This is a genomic window from Streptomyces sp. TRD_SC_5 (assembly GCF_056836825.1).
The window spans coordinates 2,784,136-2,803,987 of the sequence record NZ_JBWZZS010000001.1 but is presented as its reverse complement, the minus strand read 5'-3'; the positions used below and the strand labels follow the sequence as shown (position 1 = coordinate 2,803,987).

Annotated in this window: 16 protein-coding genes, 1 pseudogene and 1 riboswitch; of the genes and pseudogenes, 13 read left to right on the top strand and 4 right to left on the bottom strand. The window is 69.9% G+C overall.

Annotation, left to right across the window (positions count from 1 at the left end; translation table 11 throughout):
* The first annotated feature begins 326 nt into the window (after positions 1-326).
* The 8 genes from AC1P0E_RS12880 (at position 327) to AC1P0E_RS12845 (ending at position 10,740) form a co-directional block, all read left to right on the top strand.
* Positions 327-1,316, top strand: a complete 990-nt coding sequence (locus tag AC1P0E_RS12880; RefSeq protein ID WP_482742323.1) for a malate dehydrogenase — start codon at positions 327-329, stop codon at positions 1,314-1,316.
* Between the two features lie 1,157 nt (positions 1,317-2,473).
* Positions 2,474-2,719: a helix-turn-helix transcriptional regulator gene (locus AC1P0E_RS12875; RefSeq protein WP_482742322.1), complete on the top strand. Its 246-nt coding sequence runs from the start codon at positions 2,474-2,476 to the stop codon at positions 2,717-2,719.
* Positions 2,719-3,255: a hypothetical protein gene (locus AC1P0E_RS12870; protein WP_482742321.1), complete on the top strand. Its 537-nt coding sequence runs from the start codon at positions 2,719-2,721 to the stop codon at positions 3,253-3,255. The genes AC1P0E_RS12875 and AC1P0E_RS12870 overlap by 1 nt, the downstream gene beginning before the upstream one ends.
* Positions 3,256-3,457: 202 nt before the next feature.
* Entirely contained in the window at positions 3,458-4,960 is a 1,503-nt protein-coding gene (locus AC1P0E_RS12865; protein ID WP_482742320.1) for an aldehyde dehydrogenase family protein, read from the top strand.
* A 111-nt stretch (positions 4,961-5,071) separates the two neighbouring features.
* Positions 5,072-6,604: a GMC family oxidoreductase gene (locus tag AC1P0E_RS12860; protein ID WP_482742319.1), complete on the top strand. Its 1,533-nt coding sequence runs from the start codon at positions 5,072-5,074 to the stop codon at positions 6,602-6,604.
* Positions 6,604-7,686: a quaternary amine ABC transporter ATP-binding protein gene (locus AC1P0E_RS12855; RefSeq protein ID WP_482742318.1), complete on the top strand. Its 1,083-nt coding sequence runs from the start codon at positions 6,604-6,606 to the stop codon at positions 7,684-7,686. The genes AC1P0E_RS12860 and AC1P0E_RS12855 overlap by 1 nt, the downstream gene beginning before the upstream one ends.
* A complete protein-coding gene (locus tag AC1P0E_RS12850) occupies positions 7,683-9,725 on the top strand; it encodes an ABC transporter permease (protein ID WP_482742317.1) in 2,043 nt (680 codons plus the stop codon). Before AC1P0E_RS12855 ends, AC1P0E_RS12850 begins: the two co-directional genes overlap by 4 nt.
* A 49-nt stretch (positions 9,726-9,774) precedes the next feature.
* Positions 9,775-10,740 carry an ABC transporter substrate-binding protein gene (locus AC1P0E_RS12845; protein ID WP_482742316.1) on the top strand — a complete coding sequence of 322 codons (966 nt, stop codon included), beginning with the start codon at positions 9,775-9,777 and terminating at the stop codon, positions 10,738-10,740.
* Positions 10,741-10,818: 78 nt separating this feature from the next.
* On the opposite strand, the gene AC1P0E_RS12840 is transcribed toward AC1P0E_RS12845, so the two are convergent.
* Complete coding sequence (locus AC1P0E_RS12840) at positions 10,819-11,328, bottom strand: carboxymuconolactone decarboxylase family protein (RefSeq protein ID WP_482742315.1); 510 nt, start codon at positions 11,326-11,328, stop codon at positions 10,819-10,821.
* Positions 11,329-11,375: 47 nt separating this feature from the next.
* On the opposite strand from AC1P0E_RS12840, the gene pdxR reads away from it, so the two are divergent.
* Positions 11,376-12,806: a MocR-like pyridoxine biosynthesis transcription factor PdxR gene (gene pdxR / locus AC1P0E_RS12835; protein WP_482742314.1), complete on the top strand. Its 1,431-nt coding sequence runs from the start codon at positions 11,376-11,378 to the stop codon at positions 12,804-12,806.
* 304 nt (positions 12,807-13,110) lie between these two features.
* Here the strand turns inward: pdxR and AC1P0E_RS12830 are convergent, their stop codons facing one another.
* Positions 13,111-13,959: a DMT family protein gene (locus AC1P0E_RS12830; RefSeq protein WP_482742313.1), complete on the bottom strand. Its 849-nt coding sequence runs from the start codon at positions 13,957-13,959 to the stop codon at positions 13,111-13,113.
* A gap of 178 nt (positions 13,960-14,137) precedes the next feature.
* On the opposite strand from AC1P0E_RS12830, the gene AC1P0E_RS12825 reads away from it, so the two are divergent.
* Positions 14,138-14,374, top strand: coding sequence for a hypothetical protein (locus AC1P0E_RS12825; RefSeq protein ID WP_482742312.1), 237 nt, complete (start codon positions 14,138-14,140; stop codon positions 14,372-14,374).
* A 42-nt stretch (positions 14,375-14,416) separates the two neighbouring features.
* A complete protein-coding gene (locus AC1P0E_RS12820; RefSeq protein ID WP_482742311.1) occupies positions 14,417-15,616 on the top strand; it encodes a glutathionylspermidine synthase family protein in 1,200 nt (399 codons plus the stop codon).
* 126 nt (positions 15,617-15,742) lie between these two features.
* Here AC1P0E_RS12820 and rocD read toward each other — a convergent pair whose 3' ends face one another.
* Positions 15,743-16,951 carry an ornithine--oxo-acid transaminase gene (gene rocD, locus AC1P0E_RS12815; RefSeq protein ID WP_482742310.1) on the bottom strand — a complete coding sequence of 403 codons (1,209 nt, stop codon included), beginning with the start codon at positions 16,949-16,951 and terminating at the stop codon, positions 15,743-15,745.
* A gap of 120 nt (positions 16,952-17,071) precedes the next feature.
* Positions 17,072-17,163, top strand: a riboswitch (ZMP/ZTP riboswitch).
* Between the two features lie 39 nt (positions 17,164-17,202).
* On the opposite strand from rocD, the gene AC1P0E_RS12810 reads away from it, so the two are divergent.
* Positions 17,203-18,498, top strand: a complete 1,296-nt coding sequence (locus AC1P0E_RS12810) for a serine hydroxymethyltransferase (protein WP_482742309.1) — start codon at positions 17,203-17,205, stop codon at positions 18,496-18,498.
* Positions 18,499-18,560: 62 nt separating this feature from the next.
* Here the strand turns inward: AC1P0E_RS12810 and AC1P0E_RS12805 are convergent.
* Positions 18,561-18,782: pseudogene (locus AC1P0E_RS12805) on the bottom strand (siderophore-interacting protein); the annotation flags it as partial.
* 54 nt (positions 18,783-18,836) lie between these two features.
* Between AC1P0E_RS12805 and trpS the strand changes: the two are divergent.
* Positions 18,837-19,850, top strand: a complete 1,014-nt coding sequence (gene trpS, locus AC1P0E_RS12800; RefSeq protein WP_482742308.1) for a tryptophan--tRNA ligase — start codon at positions 18,837-18,839, stop codon at positions 19,848-19,850.
* The last annotated feature ends 2 nt before the right edge of the window (positions 19,851-19,852 follow it).

Here is a 19,852-nt window from a genome sequence, read left to right as displayed (position 1 = left end):
CGCCAAGAGGCGCCAAGAGGTAAGAGGGGGGAATGCCCGCGCCTGAACGGGGAAGGCGCAAGGTATCCCCCCACGGGTGCACAGCACCCCGGTCGGACGGCCGCCCGCGCACCCCCCGGCGCGGGCGGCCGCCTGGCGTTCGGGGGTATGTGCGCCGCACCACATGGGGTCGGGAGACCGGCGCTGCTGGGGTCGGATAGCCTGACCGCTGGATATCTCTTCACGTCAAGATTCAGACGCCGAACGGCGTCTGCGCCTGGACGGGCCGGGATATCCAGCAACGAGGGGCAGGGACCCCCACCGCCAGCTGTCTTACGGAGATCGCCATGACCCGCACTCCCGTGAATGTCACCGTCACCGGCGCGGCCGGCCAGATCGGTTACGCGCTGCTCTTCCGCATCGCATCCGGCCACCTGCTCGGCGCGGATGTGCCGGTCAAGCTGCGTCTCCTGGAAATCCCGCAGGGCCTGAAGGCCGCCGAGGGCACCGCCATGGAGCTCGACGACTGCGCCTTCCCGCTGCTCCAGGGCATCGAGATCACCGACGACCCGAACGTCGGCTTCGACGGCGCGAACGTAGCGCTCCTCGTCGGCGCCCGCCCGCGCACGAAGGGCATGGAGCGCGGCGACCTGCTGTCCGCCAACGGCGGCATCTTCAAGCCGCAGGGCAAGGCCATCAATGACAACGCGGCGGACGACATCAAGGTCCTCGTCGTCGGCAACCCGGCCAACACCAACGCGCTCATCGCGCAGGCGGCGGCCCCGGACGTACCGGCCGAGCGCTTCACCGCGATGACGCGGCTGGACCACAACCGCGCGCTGTCGCAGCTCGCGAAGAAGACCGGCTCGACGGTCGCCGACATCAAGCGCCTCACGATTTGGGGCAACCACTCGGCGACGCAGTACCCGGACATCTTCCAGGCGGAGATCGCCGGCAAGAACGCCGCCGAGGTCGTCAACGACGAGCAGTGGCTGGCCGACACCTTCATCCCGACCGTCGCCAAGCGCGGCGCGGCGATCATCGAGGCGCGCGGTGCGTCCTCGGCGGCCTCGGCCGCGAACGCCGCCATCGACCACGTCCACACGTGGGTCAACGGCACGGCGGCCGGCGACTGGACGTCGATGGGTATCCCGTCGGACGGTTCGTACGGCGTCCCGGAGGGCCTGATCTCCTCCTTCCCGGTCACGACGAAGGACGGCAAGTACGAGATCGTCCAGGGCCTGGACATCAACGAGTTCTCCCGCGCACGCATTGACGCTTCGGTGCAGGAGCTCAAGGAAGAGCGCGACGCGGTGCGCGAGCTGGGCCTGATCTGACCTGACTGGCGTACGTCCGTACGTATGCCAATGCCAACGCCCCCGGTAGCCGATTGAGTCGGCCGCCGGGGGCGTTGTCGTGACACGGGGGCCGCTGGAGCCACCGGAACCACTGGTTGCGTCTGGGGGTTTCGGGCCGTCCCGAGCGCTCGAGTGTCGGTGGGCCGGGGCGGCGCGTCAAGGGCGCTCCCTGCGGTCGCGTCGCTGCGCGATGGGCCTGCGGCCCACCCTTGACCCGCCGCCCCGTCCCACCGCTAACGCTCAACAGGGGACGGCCCAAGAAAAAACGCCCTGCACGACAACTGGGATACGGGCGCGGGTCGGCTCGGTGGCTTGCGGGCTGGTGGGTGGGGCGCGGTCGGTCTAAGGGGCGGCTCGGCCCCAGTCTCAGCGAGTGCGGCGACGGCCGTTGGTGCACGACCCCCATTCCAACGCACACGCGCACCCAGGTTGGGTGGGCGGTCGGCCGTCCGGGCCGACCTGCGAACTGATGTCTGCGCGGGTGGGGCGCGACAGTTGAATGGGGCGACTCGGGCCGGTTCGGCGTCCACCCCGCCCGGTGACCGGTCGAACCACAAGCACGTGGCTGGGCTTGGTGTGTGGAAGGGAATCCAGGGGCGAGTTGTCGGTCGAGACCGTGGCCCCTTCCCGGGCCGGATGCCACACCAGCGGCGCGGCATGCGCCTCGAGCGCTCGTATGTCCGAGCCGACATCCGGTGAGACCGCCGGTTGTCGGCTGGACGTTTCCGCTCGGCCCGGTCAGCGGCTCAGGTCGCTTATGGCGCCCGTATGGGCGTCCGTTGTTGATGAGCTGCGGTCGTCCGATGCGACGAACTCGACACTTGGTGAATCTGGGCGCCTCTCACGCCTCACTCGTCACAGCCGTTGCGCTTCCGGTCATCGCGGGAGCGTTTCGACCCACCGGCAGGGCGTGGTGGGGTCGAGAAGGGCTGGCGTTGGGGGTCGGCTCGGCGGGTGTGACTGGTGAGCTTGGTGTGGCGGTTGTCGACCGTCGGTTCGGTGCTTGCGGGGGAGGGGGCGCTCTTTCCGCCCGTGTCGCAGCCGGAGCAGCTGGCTGGATTTCGCCTTCTTCGGGGTCCGGTTGCCTCACCTGCCGCCTCTTGCAGTTCTCCAACGGAATGTAGTACTTCTTATACATGAGCGAGCAGGTACACAACAGGCTGGCGGTGGTTCGGGCCGAGCGTGGGGTGTCGCGGCAGGCGTTGGCCGAGGCTGTCGGGGCGCACTACCAGACCGTCGGGTATATCGAACGCGGGCAGTACAACCCGAGTCTCGATCTGGCCCTGAAAATTGCCGAGTTCTTCGAATTGCCGGTGGAGGCGCTGTTCTCCCTCCGGCCGTTCCGGCCGCTCACCGACGAGGTCTACGGGAGGAAGCAGTGATGACCGCAGGGCAAGCACAGGGGCGGGCAGCCGCCGCAGTCACCAGCCACGATCGGCGCATGTTCGCGCTGATGAACCGCGAAGAAGGCGCCGCCCTTCATGCCACGGCCGCCCGTCGGCGGCTCTTCGTCGGCGCGCACGTCCTCATGACGATCGTCTCCGTCGCGTGCTGGAACATCCTCGTCTTCGGGGAGCGGCAAGTCTGGGCGCTCGTCGCCACGCTGGCCCTGCTGCTGCCCTGGTGCTTCGCGACCGGCGTCATCAATTCCGCCACACGTGGCCTGCTCGAACTGAGTGGCCGCGTGCTCGACGAGCGGCAGCTCGCCGACCGTGACCGGGCTCGCGCCCGCGCGCACCGGTTGACCTCCGGGCTGTTGCTGGTCGCGGCCCTCGGGGTCGGTGCGGCCGGCTGGATCGGCGACGTACAGGTCGAAGGGCTGATCGCGCCTGTACTGACCGCGGTCCTGGCCGGGCACTGGCTGATGCCGTTGTGGGTCGCCGGTCTGATGGTGCGGGACGAGCCCGTCGAGGGGTGAGTGTGTGGCGTCGCTTTGCCCGGGTCGCGGGCTGATGCCTCCGGATTAGTGGCAGGTTATGACCTGATTTGCTTCATAACGTTCGTGATGCAGGGCACTTTCGGCCATGTATTGCGCATGGTTCCCGGCCCCGGGGGGAGGGCTCCCGGTTGCCGGTCTCTTTACTGGCGGAACATATCGGGAACGGAAGGCCAAACGCGACGTGTCGGCACAAAAGACCATCCATGTGGGCGGGAAGTGGCAGGCAGCCGCTTCCGGCGCCACGCGCGAGATCATCGACCCCGCGGACGCCAAGCCCTTCGCCCTCGTCGCCGAGGGCGGTGCCGCTGACGTCGATGCCGCCGTGGCGGCGGCCCGTACGGCATTCGACACCGGCGAATGGCCCCGCACCCCGGTCGCCGAGCGGGCCGCGCTGCTGCGGCGCGTCGGTGAGCTGCTCCAGCGGGACCGCGAGGAGATCGCGCTCCTCGAAAGCCGCGACGCGGGGAAGACCCTCGAAGAGGGCCGGGTCGACGTCGACTGCGTGACCGACGCCTTCCGGTACTTCGCCGACCTCGTCGTGGGCGAGAGCGGAGGGCGCGTCGTCGACGCCGGCTCTCCCGAGATCCACAGCGTCGTCGTGCACGAGCCGGTCGGCGTCTGCGCGCTCATCGCGCCGTGGAATTACCCGCTCTTGCAGGCGAGTTGGAAGATCGCTCCGGCGCTGGCCGCGGGCAACACCTTCGTCCTCAAGCCGAGTGAGATCACTCCGCTGACGACCGTCGCACTGGTCGAGCTCCTGGTGGAGGCCGGTCTTCCGGCCGGTGTCGCCAACCTCGTGACCGGCGCCGGGGACCCCGTCGGCGCGCGGATGTCCGAGCACCCCGATGTCGACCTCGTCTCGTTCACGGGCGGCCTCGCCAGCGGTACGAAGGTCATGCAGGCGGCGGCCGTCACCGTGAAGAAGGTCGCGCTGGAGCTCGGCGGGAAGAACCCCAACGTCGTCTTCGCCGACTCCTGCGCGACCGAGGAAGGCTTCGACACCGCCGTCGACCAGGCGCTGAACGCCGCGTTCATCCACAGCGGTCAGGTCTGCTCGGCCGGTTCCCGGCTCATCATCGAGGAGTCGGTGCGCGAACGGTTCGTCGCCGAGCTCGCCCGCCGGGCCTCGAAGATCCGGCTCGGGCGGGGTACGGCCGACGGTGTGGAGTGCGGACCGCTCGTCTCCGCGCAGCAGCTGACGAAGACGGAGATGTACGTCGCCTCCGCGCTGGAGGAGGGCGCGGTGCTGCGCTCCGGCGGCGCCCGCCCCGAGCCGTCCGACGTACGGCCGGAGGGCGGGTACTTCTATGCGCCTACCCTCCTCGACCACTGCCACCGCGAGATGCGCGTCGTACGGGAAGAGGTCTTCGGGCCCGTCCTGACGGTCGAGACCTTCCGTACCGAGGACGAGGCCGTCGCTCTGGCCAACGACACCGAGTACGGGCTGGCCGGTGGCGTGTGGACCGCTGACGCGGGGCGCGCGCGGCGAGTCGCCGGGCGGTTGCGGCACGGCACGGTGTGGATCAACGACTTCCATCCCTACCTGCCGCAGGCGGAGTGGGGCGGCTTCGGCAAGTCGGGTGTCGGGCGCGAACTGGGCCCCTCCGGACTGGCCGAGTACCGCGAGGCGAAGCACGTGTATCAGAACCTGGACCCGCGCCCGGTGCGCTGGTTCGCGGGCTGAGGGTTTTCCTCACCCGTTCCCGCAACTGGGGCTCCGCCTCAGGCCCCGGTCGTCAAACGCCGGACGGGCTCAATTTTTTCCGTGGTTGCACGAAAGAGGAGCAGTAACCCCATGCCTGTATACGACTACGTCGTCGTCGGCGGCGGCACCGCGGGATCGGTGATCGCGTCCCGGCTCACCGAGGACCCGTCCGTCCGCGTCGCCGTGATCGAGGGCGGCCCCTCGGACGTCGACCGCCCCGAAGTGCTGACGCTGCGCCGCTGGATGGGCCTGCTCGGCGGTGAGTTCGACTATGACTACCCCACCACCGAGCAGCCACGCGGCAATTCCCACATCCGGCACAGCCGCGCCCGCGTCCTGGGTGGCTGCTCCTCGCACAACACCCTCATCGCCTTCCAGCCCCTGCCGTCCGACTGGGACGAGTGGGCGGCCGCCGGTGCCGAGGGCTGGGACGCCGCCGCCATGGGGCCGTACTTCCACAAGCTCCGCAACAACATCGTGCCGGTCGACGAGAAGGACCGGAACGCCATCGCCCGCGACTTCGTCGACGCGGCGCAGGAGGCCATTGGCGTACCCCGTGTCGAGGGGTTCAACCGGGAGCCGTTCCACGAGGGCGTCGGGTTCTTCGACCTCGCCTATCACCCCGAGAACAACAAGCGCTCGTCCGCGTCCGTCGCGTACCTGCATCCGTTCCTCGACCGGCCGAACCTCCACATCATGCTGGAGACCTGGGCGTACAAGCTGGAGCTCGACGGGACGCGGGCCACCGGTGTGCACGTCCGGACAAAGGGTGGGGAGGAAGTTTTCGTCGAGGCCAGTCGTGAAGTGCTGGTGTGTGCGGGGGCTGTGGACACCCCGCGACTGCTGATGCACTCCGGTATCGGTCCGAAGGCCGATCTCGAAGCGCTCGGGATTCCCGTCGCGCTCGACCTGCCGGGCGTCGGCGAGAACCTGCTCGACCACCCCGAGTCGGTCATCGTCTGGGAGACGGACGGGCCGATCCCCGAGAACTCGGCGATGGACTCCGACGCGGGGCTGTTCGTCCGGAGGGACCCCGACAGCCGCGGGCCCGATCTGATGTTCCACTTTTATCAGATTCCGTTCACGGACAATCCGGAGCGGCTCGGGTACGAACGTCCCGCGCACGGCGTGTCGATGACCCCGAACATCCCCAAGCCGCGCAGCCGCGGCCGGCTCTTCCTGACCAGCGCGGATCCGTCTGTGAAGCCCTCGTTGGATTTCCGTTACTTCACGGACGAGGACGACTACGACGGCCGTACGCTCGTCGACGGCATCCGCATCGCGCGCGAGATCGCCAAGGCCGAACCGCTGGCGAAGTGGCTGAAGCGCGAGGTCTGCCCCGGGCCCGACGTCACCACCGACGAGGACATCAGCGAGTACGCCCGCAAGGTCGCGCACACGGTCTACCACCCGGCAGGGACCTGCCGGATGGGGGCACCCTCAGATGAACTTGCCGTAGTGTCACCGGACTTGAAAATCCGTGGGCTCGAAGGCATCCGCATCGCCGACGCATCCGTCTTCCCTACGATGCCCGCCGTGAACCCGATGATCGGGGTCCTGATGGTCGGGGAGAAGTGCGCCGAACTGCTTGCCTCAACAACTGCACCGGGAGGTGATGCGTGATGACCGCTATTGAGCACACGAAAAACACGAACGCTGCCGAACCGGTTTTCTCTGTACAGAACCTGTGGAAGGTCTTCGGACCGAAGGCCGACCGAATACCGGCGAACAAGGACTACGCCGAACTGTCCGCCGAGGAGCTGCGGGCCCGCACCGGCTGCACCGCCGCCGTGCGCGACGTCTCCTTCGACGTACAGAAGGGTGAGGTCTTCGTCGTCATGGGGCTTTCGGGCTCCGGCAAGTCCACCCTCGTACGCTGCCTGACCCGGCTCATCGAGCCGACCTCCGGCGCCATCGCCATCGACGGCGAGGACGTCCTGTCCATGGACAAGTCGCGGCTGCGCGAACTGCGCAGGCACCGCGCCTCCATGGTCTTCCAGCACTTCGGTCTGCTGCCGCACCGGTCCGTCATCGACAATGTCGCCTACGGGCTCGAAATCCAGGGGATGGGGCGGTCCGAGCGCCGCGCCAAGGCCGCCGAGGTCGTCGAGAAGGTGGGCCTGGGAGGCATGGGAGAGCGTCGGCCGAGCCAGCTCTCCGGCGGGCAGCAGCAGCGTGTGGGCCTCGCCCGCGCTCTCGCCGTCGACCCCGAAGTACTCCTGTTCGACGAGCCGTTCAGCGCGCTCGACCCGCTGATCCGCCGCGACATGCAGGAAGAAGTCATCCGCCTGCACCGCGAAGAGGGTCGCACCATGGTCTTCATCACCCACGACCTCAGCGAGGCGCTGCGGCTCGGCGACCGGATCGCGCTGATGCGCGACGGCCGGATCGTGCAGCTCGGCACCCCGGAGGAGATCGTCGGATCGCCCGCCGACGACTACGTGCGCGACTTCGTCCGCGACGTGGCGCGTGAGCAGGTCATGACCGTACGCACGGCCATGCGCCCCGCCGAGGACGTGACCGAGACCGAGACCGGCGCGTCCGTCTCACCCGACGCCACGGTCTCGACCGCCATCGAGGCCGTCGCCCGCACCGGTGAGCCCGCCCGCGTCATGGAGAACGGACGCTGCATCGGCGTCGTAGACCATCAGGGCCTGCTCGCCGTCGTCGCGGGCATCGATACGGCGAAGGCGGTCGCCGCATGACGGCGGCCGTCACCTCGCCCCCGAAGGACCCCATGACGGAGAAGACGGAGACGAGGGAGGAGGAGGTGGCTGGGCGCGCCCCCGGCCGGTTCGTCTCGGTCGTACGTCACCGGGCCGGCCGGAAGCTGCTGGCGCTCGCCGTCGCGGCGTTCGTGCTCGTACCGCTCGGAGTCCTGCTGTGGGGCGGGGGCAGCTGGCCCGCCGGCATGACCGTCGACGTGTCGGGTCCGCTCGACGACGTCAACCAGTGGGTCATCGACAACCGCGAGACCCACCCTCTCTTCCTGTACTTCCTGCTGCACCTCTCCAACACCGCCACCGACGCGGTCAACGCCGTCTACAGCGGCCTCGACGCGCTCGGCTGGGTCGGCTTCGCCGCCATGGCGGTGCTCTTCGCGTGGCGTGCCGCCGGTCTCGACCGGCGCGGCGCGAAGACCGCGGGCATCGCGGCCGGCGTGTTCGCCGTGTGCGGGCTGCTGGGCATGTGGGACGCCACGCTGCTCACCATCGCGCTGATGGTGGTGGCGGTCGGGCTCGCGTCCGTGCTCGGCATACTGCTCGGGCTCGCGGCCGGGCTGTCCGACCGGTTCCACCGGATGCTGCGACCGGTGCTGGACACCATGCAGGTCATGCCGGCCTTCGCGTACCTGCTGCCGTTCGTGCTCGTCTTCGGCACCGGTACGCCGGCGGCCCTCTTCTGTACGGTCATCTACGCCGCCCCGCCGATGGCCCGCCTCACGGCCCTCGGGCTGCGCGGCGCCGACGCCGGCGTCCTGGAGGCCTCGGCCTCGCTCGGCGCCAGCGGCCGGCAGCGGCTGTGGACGGCGCGACTGCCGCTCGCGCGCAAGGAAATGCTGCTCGGCCTCAACCAGACGATCATGATGGCGCTGTCGATGGTCGTCATCGCGGCGCTCGTCGGCGCCGGCGGGCTGGGTGAAGAGGTCTACTCGGCTCTTTCCACGGTCGATGTCGGCAAGGCGCTCGCGGCCGGTATCCCGATCGTGCTGATCGCGGTCTGGCTCGACCGTACGACCGCGTCGGCGGGCGAGCGTATCGGCACCTCCGTGCCGGGCGGCTCGCGGCTGCTGCACGGGTGGCGCGCCTGGGCGCTGGTCGCCGTCGTCACCGCCGCCGCTGCCGCGGCCGGGCGGGCGCTGCTGACGCAGACCTGGCCGGAGGGCTGGACGTACGACATCTCCACGCCCGTCAACAAGGCCCAGGACTGGATCACCGAGCACCTCACGTCGGGCATCCCGGTCATCGGCGGCACCGAGGTGTGGTCGGAGAGCTTCACGCTGTGGATCCTCAACCCGCTGCGCGACGGGCTGGTGTGGATGCCCTGGTGGGCGCTGCTGCTGATCGTCGCCGGGCTGGCGTGGCTGGTGGGGTCGTGGGCGACCGCGGTCACCTCCACGCTCGCGATGGGCGCCATCGGCGTACTCGGCGTATGGACGAAGTCCCTCGACACGCTGTCCCAGGTGATCGCGGCGCTCTTCGTGACACTGCTGCTGGGCTTCGCGCTCGGGATCGCGGCGGCGCGGGCCGGACGCTTCGAACGGTGGATGCGGCCGGTGCTCGATGCCATGCAGACGATGCCGCAGTTCGTGTATCTGATCCCGGTGGTCGCGCTGTTCGGTGTCACGCGCGCTTCCGCGATCATCGCGGCCGTTGTGTACGCGCTGCCCGCAGTCGTACGCATCACCACCCAGGGCATCAGGGATGTCGACCCGTCCGCACTGGAGGCCTCGCGCTCCCTGGGCGCCGGCTCCCGCCAGCAGCTCCTCCAGGTCCAGTTGCCGCTGGCCCGCCCGGCACTGCAGCTCGCCGTCAACCAGGGCGTGGTGCTGGTGCTCGCCGTGGTCGTCGTCGGCGGCCTCGTCGGCGGTGGCGCGCTCGGTTACGACGTGGTCAAGGGCCTCTCGCGCGGCGAGATGGGTGTCGGCATGACGGCCGGCGCCGCGATCGTCTGCCTCGGGCTCGTACTGGACCGCCTCACCCAGCCCGGCGCGGGCCGCTCCCGCGGCCGTGACGACAGCTGACTCCACCCACTCTTTGCCTCATTCCTGCCAGAAGAGAGACATCCTCACCATGCGCACGAACACACGCATACTTCGTACGGCCGTCGCTTCCGCCGCCGCCCTCGGCCTGCTCGCCCTCAGCGGGTGCGGCGCCGCCGAGACCGGCAAGAGCGACGACGCCGGCGACAAGAAGACCGTGAAGCTGACCGTCCCCTCGTGGGTCGGCGCCCAGGCCAACACCGCTGTCGCGGCGTACCTCCTGGAGAAGGAGCTCGGCTACACCGTCAAGACCCAGCAGATGGGCGAGGTCCTCGCGTGGGACGCGCTGTCGAAGGGCGACATCGACGGGATCCTCGAGGACTGGGGCCACCCCAAGGAGGAGAAGCAGTACGTCGACACCAAGAAGACCGTCGTCAAGGGCGGCGACCTCGGTGTCACCGGGCACATCGGCTGGTTCGTGCCGAAGTACTTCGCGGACAAGCACCCGGACGTCACGGACTGGAAGAACCTCAACAAGTACGCCGACGAGTTCAAGACCGCGGAGAGCGGTGACAAGGGCGAGATCCTCGAAGGTTCGCCCGACTACGTCACCAACGACGACGCGATCATCAAGAACCTGAAGCTGAACCTGAAGACGAACTACTCGGGTTCCGAGGCCAGCCAGATCACGGCCATGAAGAAGTACGCCAAGGCGGAGAAGCCGTTCCTGACGTACTGGTGGACGCCGCAGTGGCTGAACGCCGAGATCGACATGGTCGAGGTCAAGCTGCCGGAGTACAAGGAAGGCTGCGACGCCGACCCGAAGAAGGTCGCCTGCGCCTACCCGAACACGCCGCTCCAGAAGTTCTTCAACGCGGACTTCGCGAAGAACGGCGGCAAGGCGGCGGAGTTCCTGAAGAACTTCAAGTGGACGACCGAGCAGCAGAACGAGGTCGCCCTGATGATCGCGGACGAGAAGCTGTCGCCCGAGGCCGCGGCCGAGAAGTGGGTCAAGGCGAACGAGTCGACGTGGAAGACCTGGATGCCGAAGAAGTAGACGGCAGGTGAGGTTCGGCGAGGGGCCCGCTGCCTGGCAGCGGGCCCCTCGCCGCGCCTCGTCTCCGTGGCGCGTGTGTCAGTGCTTGAAGGCACCCGGGGTGTAGTGGCCCGGGACCATGCGGGTCGTCACCGCGAAACGGTTCCAGGAGTTGATCACCGTGATCACGGCGGTCAGCTGGGCCAGTTCCGCGTCGTCGAAGTGCTTGGCGGCCCTCTCCCACACCTCGTCCGTGACGAACCCTTCGGTCAGGACGGTCACGGCCTCCGTGAGTTCGAGCGCCGCGGCCTCCCGCTCCGTGTAGAAGTGCCGGGACTCCTCCCAGGCGGCGAGCTGGACGATCCGCTCGACCGTCTCGCCCGCGGCCAGTGCCTCCTTGGTGTGCATGTCGATGCAGAAGGCGCAGCGGTTGATCTGTGAGGCGCGGATCGTGACCAGCTCGACGAGGACCGGGTCGAGGCCCTTCTTCGCCGCCCCGGCGAGCGCGCTCATGGCCTTGTAGACCTCGGGGGCCAGCTTCGCCATGTCAAGGCGGGGGGTGTGCTCGGGGGCGTACTCGGTGCTTGCCGTGGCCTTGTCGATCGTCATGGGTACGACGCTACGGCGCGGTTGGCGCACCGGTATGGTCCATTTCCGTGACGGATTCATGGGCCACTTCGGCGGCAGCCGCCGATGTCATCGCCGGGATCGACCTGCATGTGGAGATGGGCGCTTCCGGGTTGCGTACGGGCCTGACGAAGGCCCTGCGCGAAGCTGTCCGTACGGGCAGGCTGGCGCCCGGGGCGCGGCTGCCGTCGTCGCGTTCGCTCGCCGCCGACCTGGGCGTCGCCCGTAACACCGTCGCCGACGCGTACGCCGAGCTGGTCGCCGAGGGCCGCCTCACCGCCCGGCAGGGCTCGGGCACGCGGGTCGCGCAGCGGGCCGTGGCCGCGCCGCGCAAGGCCGCACCGGCCGCCGCGACGCGGCACAGCGCGCGGCGCGACCCGGCGTACAGCCTCATGCCGGGCTCGCCCGACCTCGCGTCCTTTCCGCGTGCCCAGTGGCTGAAGGCGGCCAGGCGCGCGCTGACCGCAGCGCCGCACGACGCGTTCGGGTACGGCGATCCGCGCGGGCGTGTCGAACTGCGTACCGCGGTCGCGGAGTATCTGGCGCGGGCGCGCGGTGTGCGGGCCACGCCGGACCGGGTCGTCATCTGCTCCGGGTTCGTGCACGGGCTGATGCTGGTCGCGAAGGTGCTGAGGCAGCGGCGCGTACGGGAGGTGGCGGTCGAGTCGTACGGTCTGCCCTTCCACCGGGACCTGCTTACGGACGGCGGGCTGCGCACCCCGGCGCTGGGGTTCGACGGCTACGGATCGCGCACCGGCGAGCTGGGGGAGCTGCGGGGCGCGGGGGCGGTGCTGCTGACGCCGGCCCACCAGTTCCCGATCGGGGTCGCCCTGCGTCCGGACCGGCGCGCGGCAGCCGTGGACTGGGCGCGCGGTACGGGCGGACTGATCCTGGAGGACGACTACGACGGGGAGTTCCGCTACGACCGGCAGCCGGTCGGCGCCCTTCAGGGACTCGATCCGGAGCGGGTCGTCTACCTGGGTACGGCGAGCAAGTCGCTCGCGCCGGGACTGCGGCTGGCCTGGATGGTGCTGCCGGAGGCGCTCGCGGAGGAGGTGGCGGCGGCCAAGGGGGTGGTCGACTGGGCGTCGAGCTCTCTGGACCAGCTCACGCTCGCGGAGTTCATCGCCTCGGGCGCGTACGACCGCCATGTGCGTTCCATGCGGCTGCGCTACCGGCGGCGGCGCGACCAGCTGGTGGCGGCGCTGGCTGAGCGTGCGCCGGACGTACGGGTGACGGGGATCGCGGCGGGGCTGCACGCGGTGCTCGAACTGCCGGCGGGCACGGAACGGTCCGTGGTGCAGGCAGCGGCCTGGCAGGGGCTCGCGCTGGAGGGCGTGGGCAGCTTCCGGCATCCGTCGGCGGAGCGGGACCGGGACGCGCTGGTCGTCGGGTACGCGAGGCCGTCGGACAGCGCGTGGGCGGGGGCGCTGGACGCGCTGTGCCGGGCGCTGCCGTGACGGCTCGCGCCTGGCCTGGCCGACGGAGGGGGAGAGGGGGGAGCCCCGGCCGGACGGGGGGACCGACCGGGGCTCGTACGGGTGCGGCTGGCGGCCGCATTGCGGCGGCACGCTCCACGCATGGATGAACGATAAACCACCCCCGGCGAGCGTCTGCGCCGGGGGCGCCCACGGGGCCTTTTCCTCCCCCGCCCCGCCCCTCCCCGGAAGGCCTCAAGCGCCGGCCGGGCTGGATGTGGCTGAGGAGGCTTGCAACCCGGACGGTGGTTTCGCGCGGTGCCCAAGCCGGGCACGGCAGCGCCGGCTACGGGGCGTCGGGCGACCCCGCCGCGGCGGCCGCCGGCGGGGCGCCGAACCGGGCCAGGGCCAGTGCGCCCGTCACCGCCACCGCGAAGCCCAGGACCGCTGCCACCGCCAGGCCCTCGCGGGTGCGGTCGCCGAGCCACACGACGCCCACCACGGCCGGGCCGATCGTCTCGCCGACCACCATGCCCGCCGTCGCCGTGGTCACCGAGCCGCGCTGGAACGCCGACGTGAGCAGCAGGAACGCCGTACCGCCGGCCAGCAGAAGGGCGTACGAGACAGGATTGGCGACCAGCGCAGACGGCGCCAGGTCGTCGATCAGCCGTACCGAGACCGACACCACACCGAAGCCCGTGCCCGCGCCGAAGCCGAGTACCAGCGCGCGGGCCCGGCCCGGCAGGCGGCCCGCCACGGCGCCTGCGAGCAGTACGGCGAAGGCGACCCCGAGCAGGGCGTACGGCAGGGCGGGCGGGCCGTCGCTCTCCCCCTCCGCGCCGACGGACAGCCCGAGCATCGCCAGCCCCGCGCAGACCACGGCCACCGCCGCCCACTCCGTGCCCCTGAGCCGGACCTTCAGTACGTGCGCGGCGACCACCGCGGTGACGGCGAGGCTCGCGGCCTGGGCGGCCTCGGTCGCGTAGATGGGGATGGTGAGCAGGGCGACGATCTGGAGCGCGAAGCCGAGGCCGTCGAGGGCGAGACCGACGACGTACCGCCACTGACGCAGGGCGTGCAGCAGCAGCGTTACGTCGACTCCGCTGCCGGTGCCGGGCGGCGCGGCACGCGCGGCGACTGCCTGGAGCACGGAAGCCGTACCGATGCAGACCGCCGAAGAGAGTGCGCAGATCATCCCAAGGATCACAAACCGACTCTAGATGGGTGGAGATCGGGCACCGGGTTCCGGCGACGGAAGCGGGCCATCTAGTCTGTCGGACGGTCTGGAGAATCTGTTCGAACGACGGGGGAGGGGCCGGGACATGGCGGCACAACGGCGCAAATTGAGGTCGGGCACTGTTTTGCTCGGCGGTATGGGCGTGCTCGCGGCGACGCTCACCGCCTGCGGCTCGGAGCCGGACCAGCGGTGCGTGGACCGGGTCACGCAGGAAGTGCTGCCCGACTACGAGTGCGACGACGATGACGGCTCCAGCAACGGCAGGTACTACTACGGCGGCCACGTCAGCAGCGGCAAGGTCACGGACGGCAGTTTCGACAAGTCCGCGGTCGACCGGGGCGGCTTCGGCTCCTCCGGTTCCGGCGGCGGCTGACCGGGCCTTCGGGCCCAGGCACAGGCACCCAGGCACTCACCGATGAAGCGACACACGATCGAGCCCCGCCCCGGCTGGCAGCAGACCGTCGAGGAGCAGGGCCTCATCTACCCGCTGACCCGTTTCCCCGACGGGTCGCTCCGCCCCTACTGGGACGAGAGCGCGTACTACGAGTTCTCGCTGCCCGAGGTCGAGGCGATGGAGGAGGTCGTCGAGGAGCTGCACGCCATGTGCCTGGCCGCCGCCGCGCACATCGTCGAGCACGACCGCTTCGCCGACCTCGGTATCACGGACCCGCGACTGGTCTCACGCATTGCCACCTCTTGGCGGCGACGGGCCGAACTTCCCTCCATCTACGGCCGGTTCGATCTGCGGTACGACGGGTCGGGCCCCGCCAAGATGCTGGAGTACAACGCCGACACCCCCACCTCGCTGGTCGAGGCGGCCAGCCCGCAGTGGTTCTGGATGGAGGAACGCTTCCCCGGCGCCGACCAGTGGAACTCGCTGCACGAGCGGCTGGTCGACGCGTGGAAGCGCCAGGCGCACCTCCTGCCGCCGGGGCCGCTGCACTTCGTCCACTCGGACGGCGACGAACTCGGCGAAGACCTGATGACGGTCGCGTATCTGCGCGAGACCGCCCAGCAGGCCGGGCTCGTCACCGAGGCGCTGTCGGTCGAACAGATCGGCTGGGACCGGCTGTCGGGCCGCTTCGTCGACGAACGGCTGCGCTTCATCCGCAGCTGCTTCAAGCTCTACCCGTGGGAGTGGCTGACGACCGACCGGTTCGGGCCGCACGTACTGAACACCCTCGACAACGGCGGCGGCACCGGCACCACCTGCTGGATCGAGCCGGCCTGGAAGATGCTGCTCTCCAACAAGGCGCTGCTCGCGATCCTCTGGGAGCTCTACCCCGGCCACCCGAACCTGCTCGCCGCGTATCTCGACGGCCCGCGCGAGCTGGCCGCCCCCGGCGGTCCCGGCTACGTCGCGAAGCCGCTGCTCGGCCGGGAGGGCGCCGGTGTCACGATTTACGAGCCGGGCTCGGCCCCCGCAGCCGCTCGGCCCGGCGGCGAACAGCCGGTTTGTTACCAGGAGTTGGCCCCGCTGCCCGATTTCGACGGCAACCGTGTCGTGCTCGGTGCGTGGGTTGTCGAGGACGAGGCGGCGGGCCTCGGCATCCGGGAGTCCTCGGGCCTGATCACGGACGAGTACGCCCGCTTCCTGCCGCACGTCATCCTCTGACGGGCGCCGGCGCGGAATCCCGCGGTGCACTGCCCCGAGCGGTGACCGCACCCACCACCGAACCGTGCGTTCGCCGCGCTCTGCCACAGCGAACGCACGGAGCAGTGCAGTGGGTCGTACGGGTCCCTAGCCCGCCAGCACCGCGCCGAGCTGGTCCAGGCCCCAGTCCAGGTCCTCCTTGCTGATCACCAGCGGCGGGGCGATCCGGATGGTCGAGCCGTGCGTGTCCTTGACCAGTACGCCCCGGTCCATCAGCTTCTCCGAGATCTGCCGGCCCGTGCCGCGCGACGGGGTGATGTCGATGCCCGCCCACAGCCCGCGGCCGCGCACCGCCTCCACCGCGCCGCCGCCCACCATCAGGCCCAGCTGCTGGTGGAGGTGGTCGCCCAGCTCGGTGGCGCGCTGCTGGAACTCGCCGGTGCGCAGCATCGCGATGACCTCCAGCGCCACCGCGCAGGCCAGCGGGTTTCCGCCGAACGTCGAACCGTGCTCGCCCGGCCCGTACACCCCCAGCACCTCGGCCGACGACACGACGGCGGACACCGGCACGACGCCGCCGCCCAGGGCCTTGCCCAGGACGTACATGTCGGGGACGACGCCCTCGTGCTCGCAGGCGAAGGTCTTGCCCGTACGGCCGAGGCCCGACTGGATCTCGTCCGCGATGAAGAGCACGTTCCGCTCGCGGGTCAACTTCCTTACGGCCGCCAGGTATCCGGCCGGCGGCACCAGGACCCCCGCCTCGCCCTGGATGGGTTCGAGCAGTACGGCCACGGTGTTGTCGGTCACCGCGGCGTCGAGCGCCGTCAGGTCTCCGTACGGGACGATCTCGAAGCCCGGCGTGTAGGGGCCGTAGTCCGCCCGGGCCTCGTGGTCCGTGGAGAAGCTGACGATGGTCGTCGTACGGCCGTGGAAGTTGTTGGCCGCGACGACGATCTTCGCCGTGCCGTCCAGTACGCCCTTGACCTTGTAGCCCCACTTGCGGGCGGTCTTCACCGCGGTCTCCACCGCCTCGGCCCCGGTGTTCATCGGCAGCACCATGTCCATGCCGCACAGCTCGGCGAGCTGTGCGCAGAACTCGGCGAACCGGTCGTGGTGGAAGGCCCGGGAGGTCAGCGTCACTCTGTCGAGCTGCGCCTTGGCGGCATCGATGAGCCGGCGGTTGCCGTGGCCGAAGTTGAGTGCGGAGTACCCGGCGAGCATGTCGAGGTAGCGGCGCCCCTCGATGTCCGTCATCCAGGCGCCCTCCGCCGACGAGACGACGATGGGGAGGGGATGGTAGTTGTGCGCGCTGTGTGCCTCGGCAGAGGTGATGGCGGCTTGGGTGGTGGTCGACACGGGGTCTCCGATCGTCGCAACAAATCCATCCGGCGAGGGGCAGGGATGGTGCCCCTTTCTATCGTCGCTCGTATGCCGGACGAAGAAACCATGCTTTGCGGTGCGGCCGCTAGGGTGGCGGGTACGCACGGCGACTGGCGTACGCGGAACAGACCGCGGGGAAGCCGTGCGGGGAACAACAGCACGAGGTGCCGCCCGCCTGGGCACCCCGGGATCACGACGGACACTGACCGCTCGCCCCGGAGGACAAGATGACTCTCCCGCTCAGCCACGCTGCGAATCTCCCGCCCCGCCACCCAGCACTCTCCGCCACGGACCCCGAACTGGCCGCGCTGGTCGGAGCCGAGGAACAGCTCCAGGCCGACACCCTGCGCCTGATCCCCAGCGAGAACTACGTCTCGCAGGCCGTGCTGGAAGCCTCCGGCACCGTCCTGCAGAACAAGTACAGCGAGGGCTACGCGGGCCGGCGCTACTACGAGGGCCAGCAGAACATCGACCAGGTCGAGCGGCTCGCCACCGCCCGCGCCAAGGCCCTGTTCGGCGTCGACCACGCCAATGTCCAGCCCTACTCCGGCTCGCCCGCCAACCTCGCCGTCTACCTCGCCTTCGCCGAGCCCGGCGACACCGTGATGGGCATGGCCCTGCCGATGGGCGGCCACCTCACCCACGGCTGGGGCGTCTCGGCCACCGGCAAGTGGTTCCGCGGCGTCCAGTACGGCGTACGCCACGACACCGGGCTCATCGACTTCGACGAGGTCCGTGACCTCGCGCTCAAGGAGCGCCCGAAGCTGATCTTCTGCGGCGGCACCGCCCTCCCCCGCACCATCGACTTCGCGGCCTTCGCGGAGATCGCCCGCGAGTCCGGCGCCGTGCTCGTCGCGGACGTCGCCCACATCGCCGGGCTGATCGCGGGCGGTGCCCACCCGTCCCCGGTCCCGCACGCCGACGTGATCTCCACGACCACCCACAAGACCTTGCGCGGCCCGCGCGGCGCCATGCTGATGTCCCGCGAGGAGCACGCGAAGGTCATCGACAAGGCCGTCTTCCCCGGCCTCCAGGGCGGCCCGCACAACCAGACCACCGCCGCGATCGCCGTCGCCCTCCACGAGGCGGCCCAGCCCTCCTTCCGCGACTACGCGCACGCGGTCGTCGACAACGCCAAGGCGCTCGCCGAGGCACTGCTCGCGCGCGGCTTCGACCTGGTCTCCGGCGGCACCGACAATCACCTGATCCTGATGGACCTCACCCCGAAGGACGTACCGGGCAAGGTGGCGGCGAAGGCGCTCGACCGGGCCGGGATCGTCGTCAACTACAACACCGTCCCTTACGACCCGAGGAAGCCGTTCGACCCCTCCGGCGTCCGCATCGGCACCCCCTCCCTCACCTCGCGCGGTCTCGCCACGGAACACATGCCGGCCGTCGCCGACTGGATCGACCGGGGCGTGACCGCCGCCCGCACCGGCGACGAGGAAGCGCTCGCCGCGATCCGCGCCGAGGTCGCCGACCTCATGGCCGCCTTCCCGGCACCCGGCCTTCCGACGGACTGATGTCCTTCACGAATCGATGAGTCGACGGCGGGGCCCCGGTGGGCCCGGGTCCCCGCCGTGGCCGCCCGCAGCCGACTCGCCGAGCGCACTGTGTTTCTCGTCTCATTTGCGACAATTCGCAGCGACCACGGCCGGAAGGCCGAGCCGTCCCCGAAGCGCCCCGGCGACTGGTACGCCCTGAAGAAAACGCCGCCCGCACCACGTCTTCCGTTGCAGGCGCGCACCAGTTCCGCGTACGCCTCGGGTTCCCCGGCCCCCTCCAGGGTCCCCTCCCGCGTCCTCACACTCTTGATACACCGGAGAACCGAGTTGGGTTCGACACCTGAGAGAATGAGTTCATGGCCTCTGATCGTCCTCGCGTGCTCTCCGGCATCCAGCCCACCGCAGGCTCGTTCCACCTCGGCAACTACCTTGGCGCCGTACGCCAGTGGGTCGCCCTGCAGGAATCGCACGACGCCTTCTACATGGTCGTCGACCTGCATGCGATCACGGTTCCGCAGGACCCCGCCGAACTGCGTGCCAACACCAGGCTGGCCGCCGCCCAGCTGCTGGCCGCCGGCCTCGACCCGGACCGCTGCACGCTCTTCGTGCAGAGCCACGTGCCCGAGCACGCCCAGCTCGGCTGGGTCATGAACTGCCTCACCGGCTTCGGCGAGGCCTCCCGCATGACGCAGTTCAAGGACAAGTCCGCCAAGCAGGGCTCCGACCGCGCCACCGTCGGCCTCTTCACGTACCCGATCCTCCAGGTCGCGGACATCCTGCTCTACCAGGCCAACCAGGTCCCGGTCGGCGAGGACCAGCGCCAGCACATCGAGCTGACCCGCGACCTCGCCGAGCGCTTCAACGGCCGCTTCGGCGAGACGTTCACCGTCCCGGCGCCGTACATCCTCAAGGAGACGGCGAAGATCTTCGATCTCCAGGACCCGGCGATCAAGATGAGCAAGTCGGCGTCGACGCCGAAGGGCCTGATCAATCTGCTCGACGAGCCCAAGGTGACCGCCAAGAAGATCAAGAGCGCGGTCACGGACACGGACACCGTGATCCGTTACGACGCCGTGGAGAAGCCGGGCGTCAGCAACCTCCTCTCCATCTACTCCACGCTCACCGGCGAGACCGTCGCCGAGCTGGAGAAGAAGTACGAGGGCAAGATGTACGGCGCGCTCAAGACGGACCTCGCCGAGATCATGGTGGAGTTCGTCACTCCGTTCCGGACCCGCACCCAGGAATATCTGGACGACCCGGAGACGCTGGACTCCATCCTGGCCAAGGGCGCCGAGAAGGCCCGTACGGTCGCCGCGGAGACCCTCGCCCAGGCCTACGAGAAGGTCGGCCTGCTGCCGGCCAAGCACTGACC

Coding starts and splice junctions, on each gene's coding strand:
- AC1P0E_RS12880 (WP_482742323.1), top strand. CDS start 327: ATGACCCGCACTCCCGTGAATGTCACCGTCACCGGCGCGGCCGGCCAG.
- AC1P0E_RS12875 (WP_482742322.1), top strand. CDS start 2,474: ATGAGCGAGCAGGTACACAACAGGCTGGCGGTGGTTCGGGCCGAGCGT.
- AC1P0E_RS12870 (WP_482742321.1), top strand. CDS start 2,719: ATGACCGCAGGGCAAGCACAGGGGCGGGCAGCCGCCGCAGTCACCAGC.
- AC1P0E_RS12860 (WP_482742319.1), top strand. CDS start 5,072: ATGCCTGTATACGACTACGTCGTCGTCGGCGGCGGCACCGCGGGATCG.
- AC1P0E_RS12855 (WP_482742318.1), top strand. CDS start 6,604: ATGACCGCTATTGAGCACACGAAAAACACGAACGCTGCCGAACCGGTT.
- AC1P0E_RS12850 (WP_482742317.1), top strand. CDS start 7,683: ATGACGGCGGCCGTCACCTCGCCCCCGAAGGACCCCATGACGGAGAAG.
- AC1P0E_RS12845 (WP_482742316.1), top strand. CDS start 9,775: ATGCGCACGAACACACGCATACTTCGTACGGCCGTCGCTTCCGCCGCC.
- AC1P0E_RS12840 (WP_482742315.1), bottom strand. CDS start 11,328: ATGACGATCGACAAGGCCACGGCAAGCACCGAGTACGCCCCCGAGCAC.
- AC1P0E_RS12830 (WP_482742313.1), bottom strand. CDS start 13,959: ATGATCTGCGCACTCTCTTCGGCGGTCTGCATCGGTACGGCTTCCGTG.
- AC1P0E_RS12825 (WP_482742312.1), top strand. CDS start 14,138: ATGGGCGTGCTCGCGGCGACGCTCACCGCCTGCGGCTCGGAGCCGGAC.
- AC1P0E_RS12820 (WP_482742311.1), top strand. CDS start 14,417: ATGAAGCGACACACGATCGAGCCCCGCCCCGGCTGGCAGCAGACCGTC.
- AC1P0E_RS12810 (WP_482742309.1), top strand. CDS start 17,203: ATGACTCTCCCGCTCAGCCACGCTGCGAATCTCCCGCCCCGCCACCCA.
- trpS (WP_482742308.1), top strand. CDS start 18,837: ATGGCCTCTGATCGTCCTCGCGTGCTCTCCGGCATCCAGCCCACCGCA.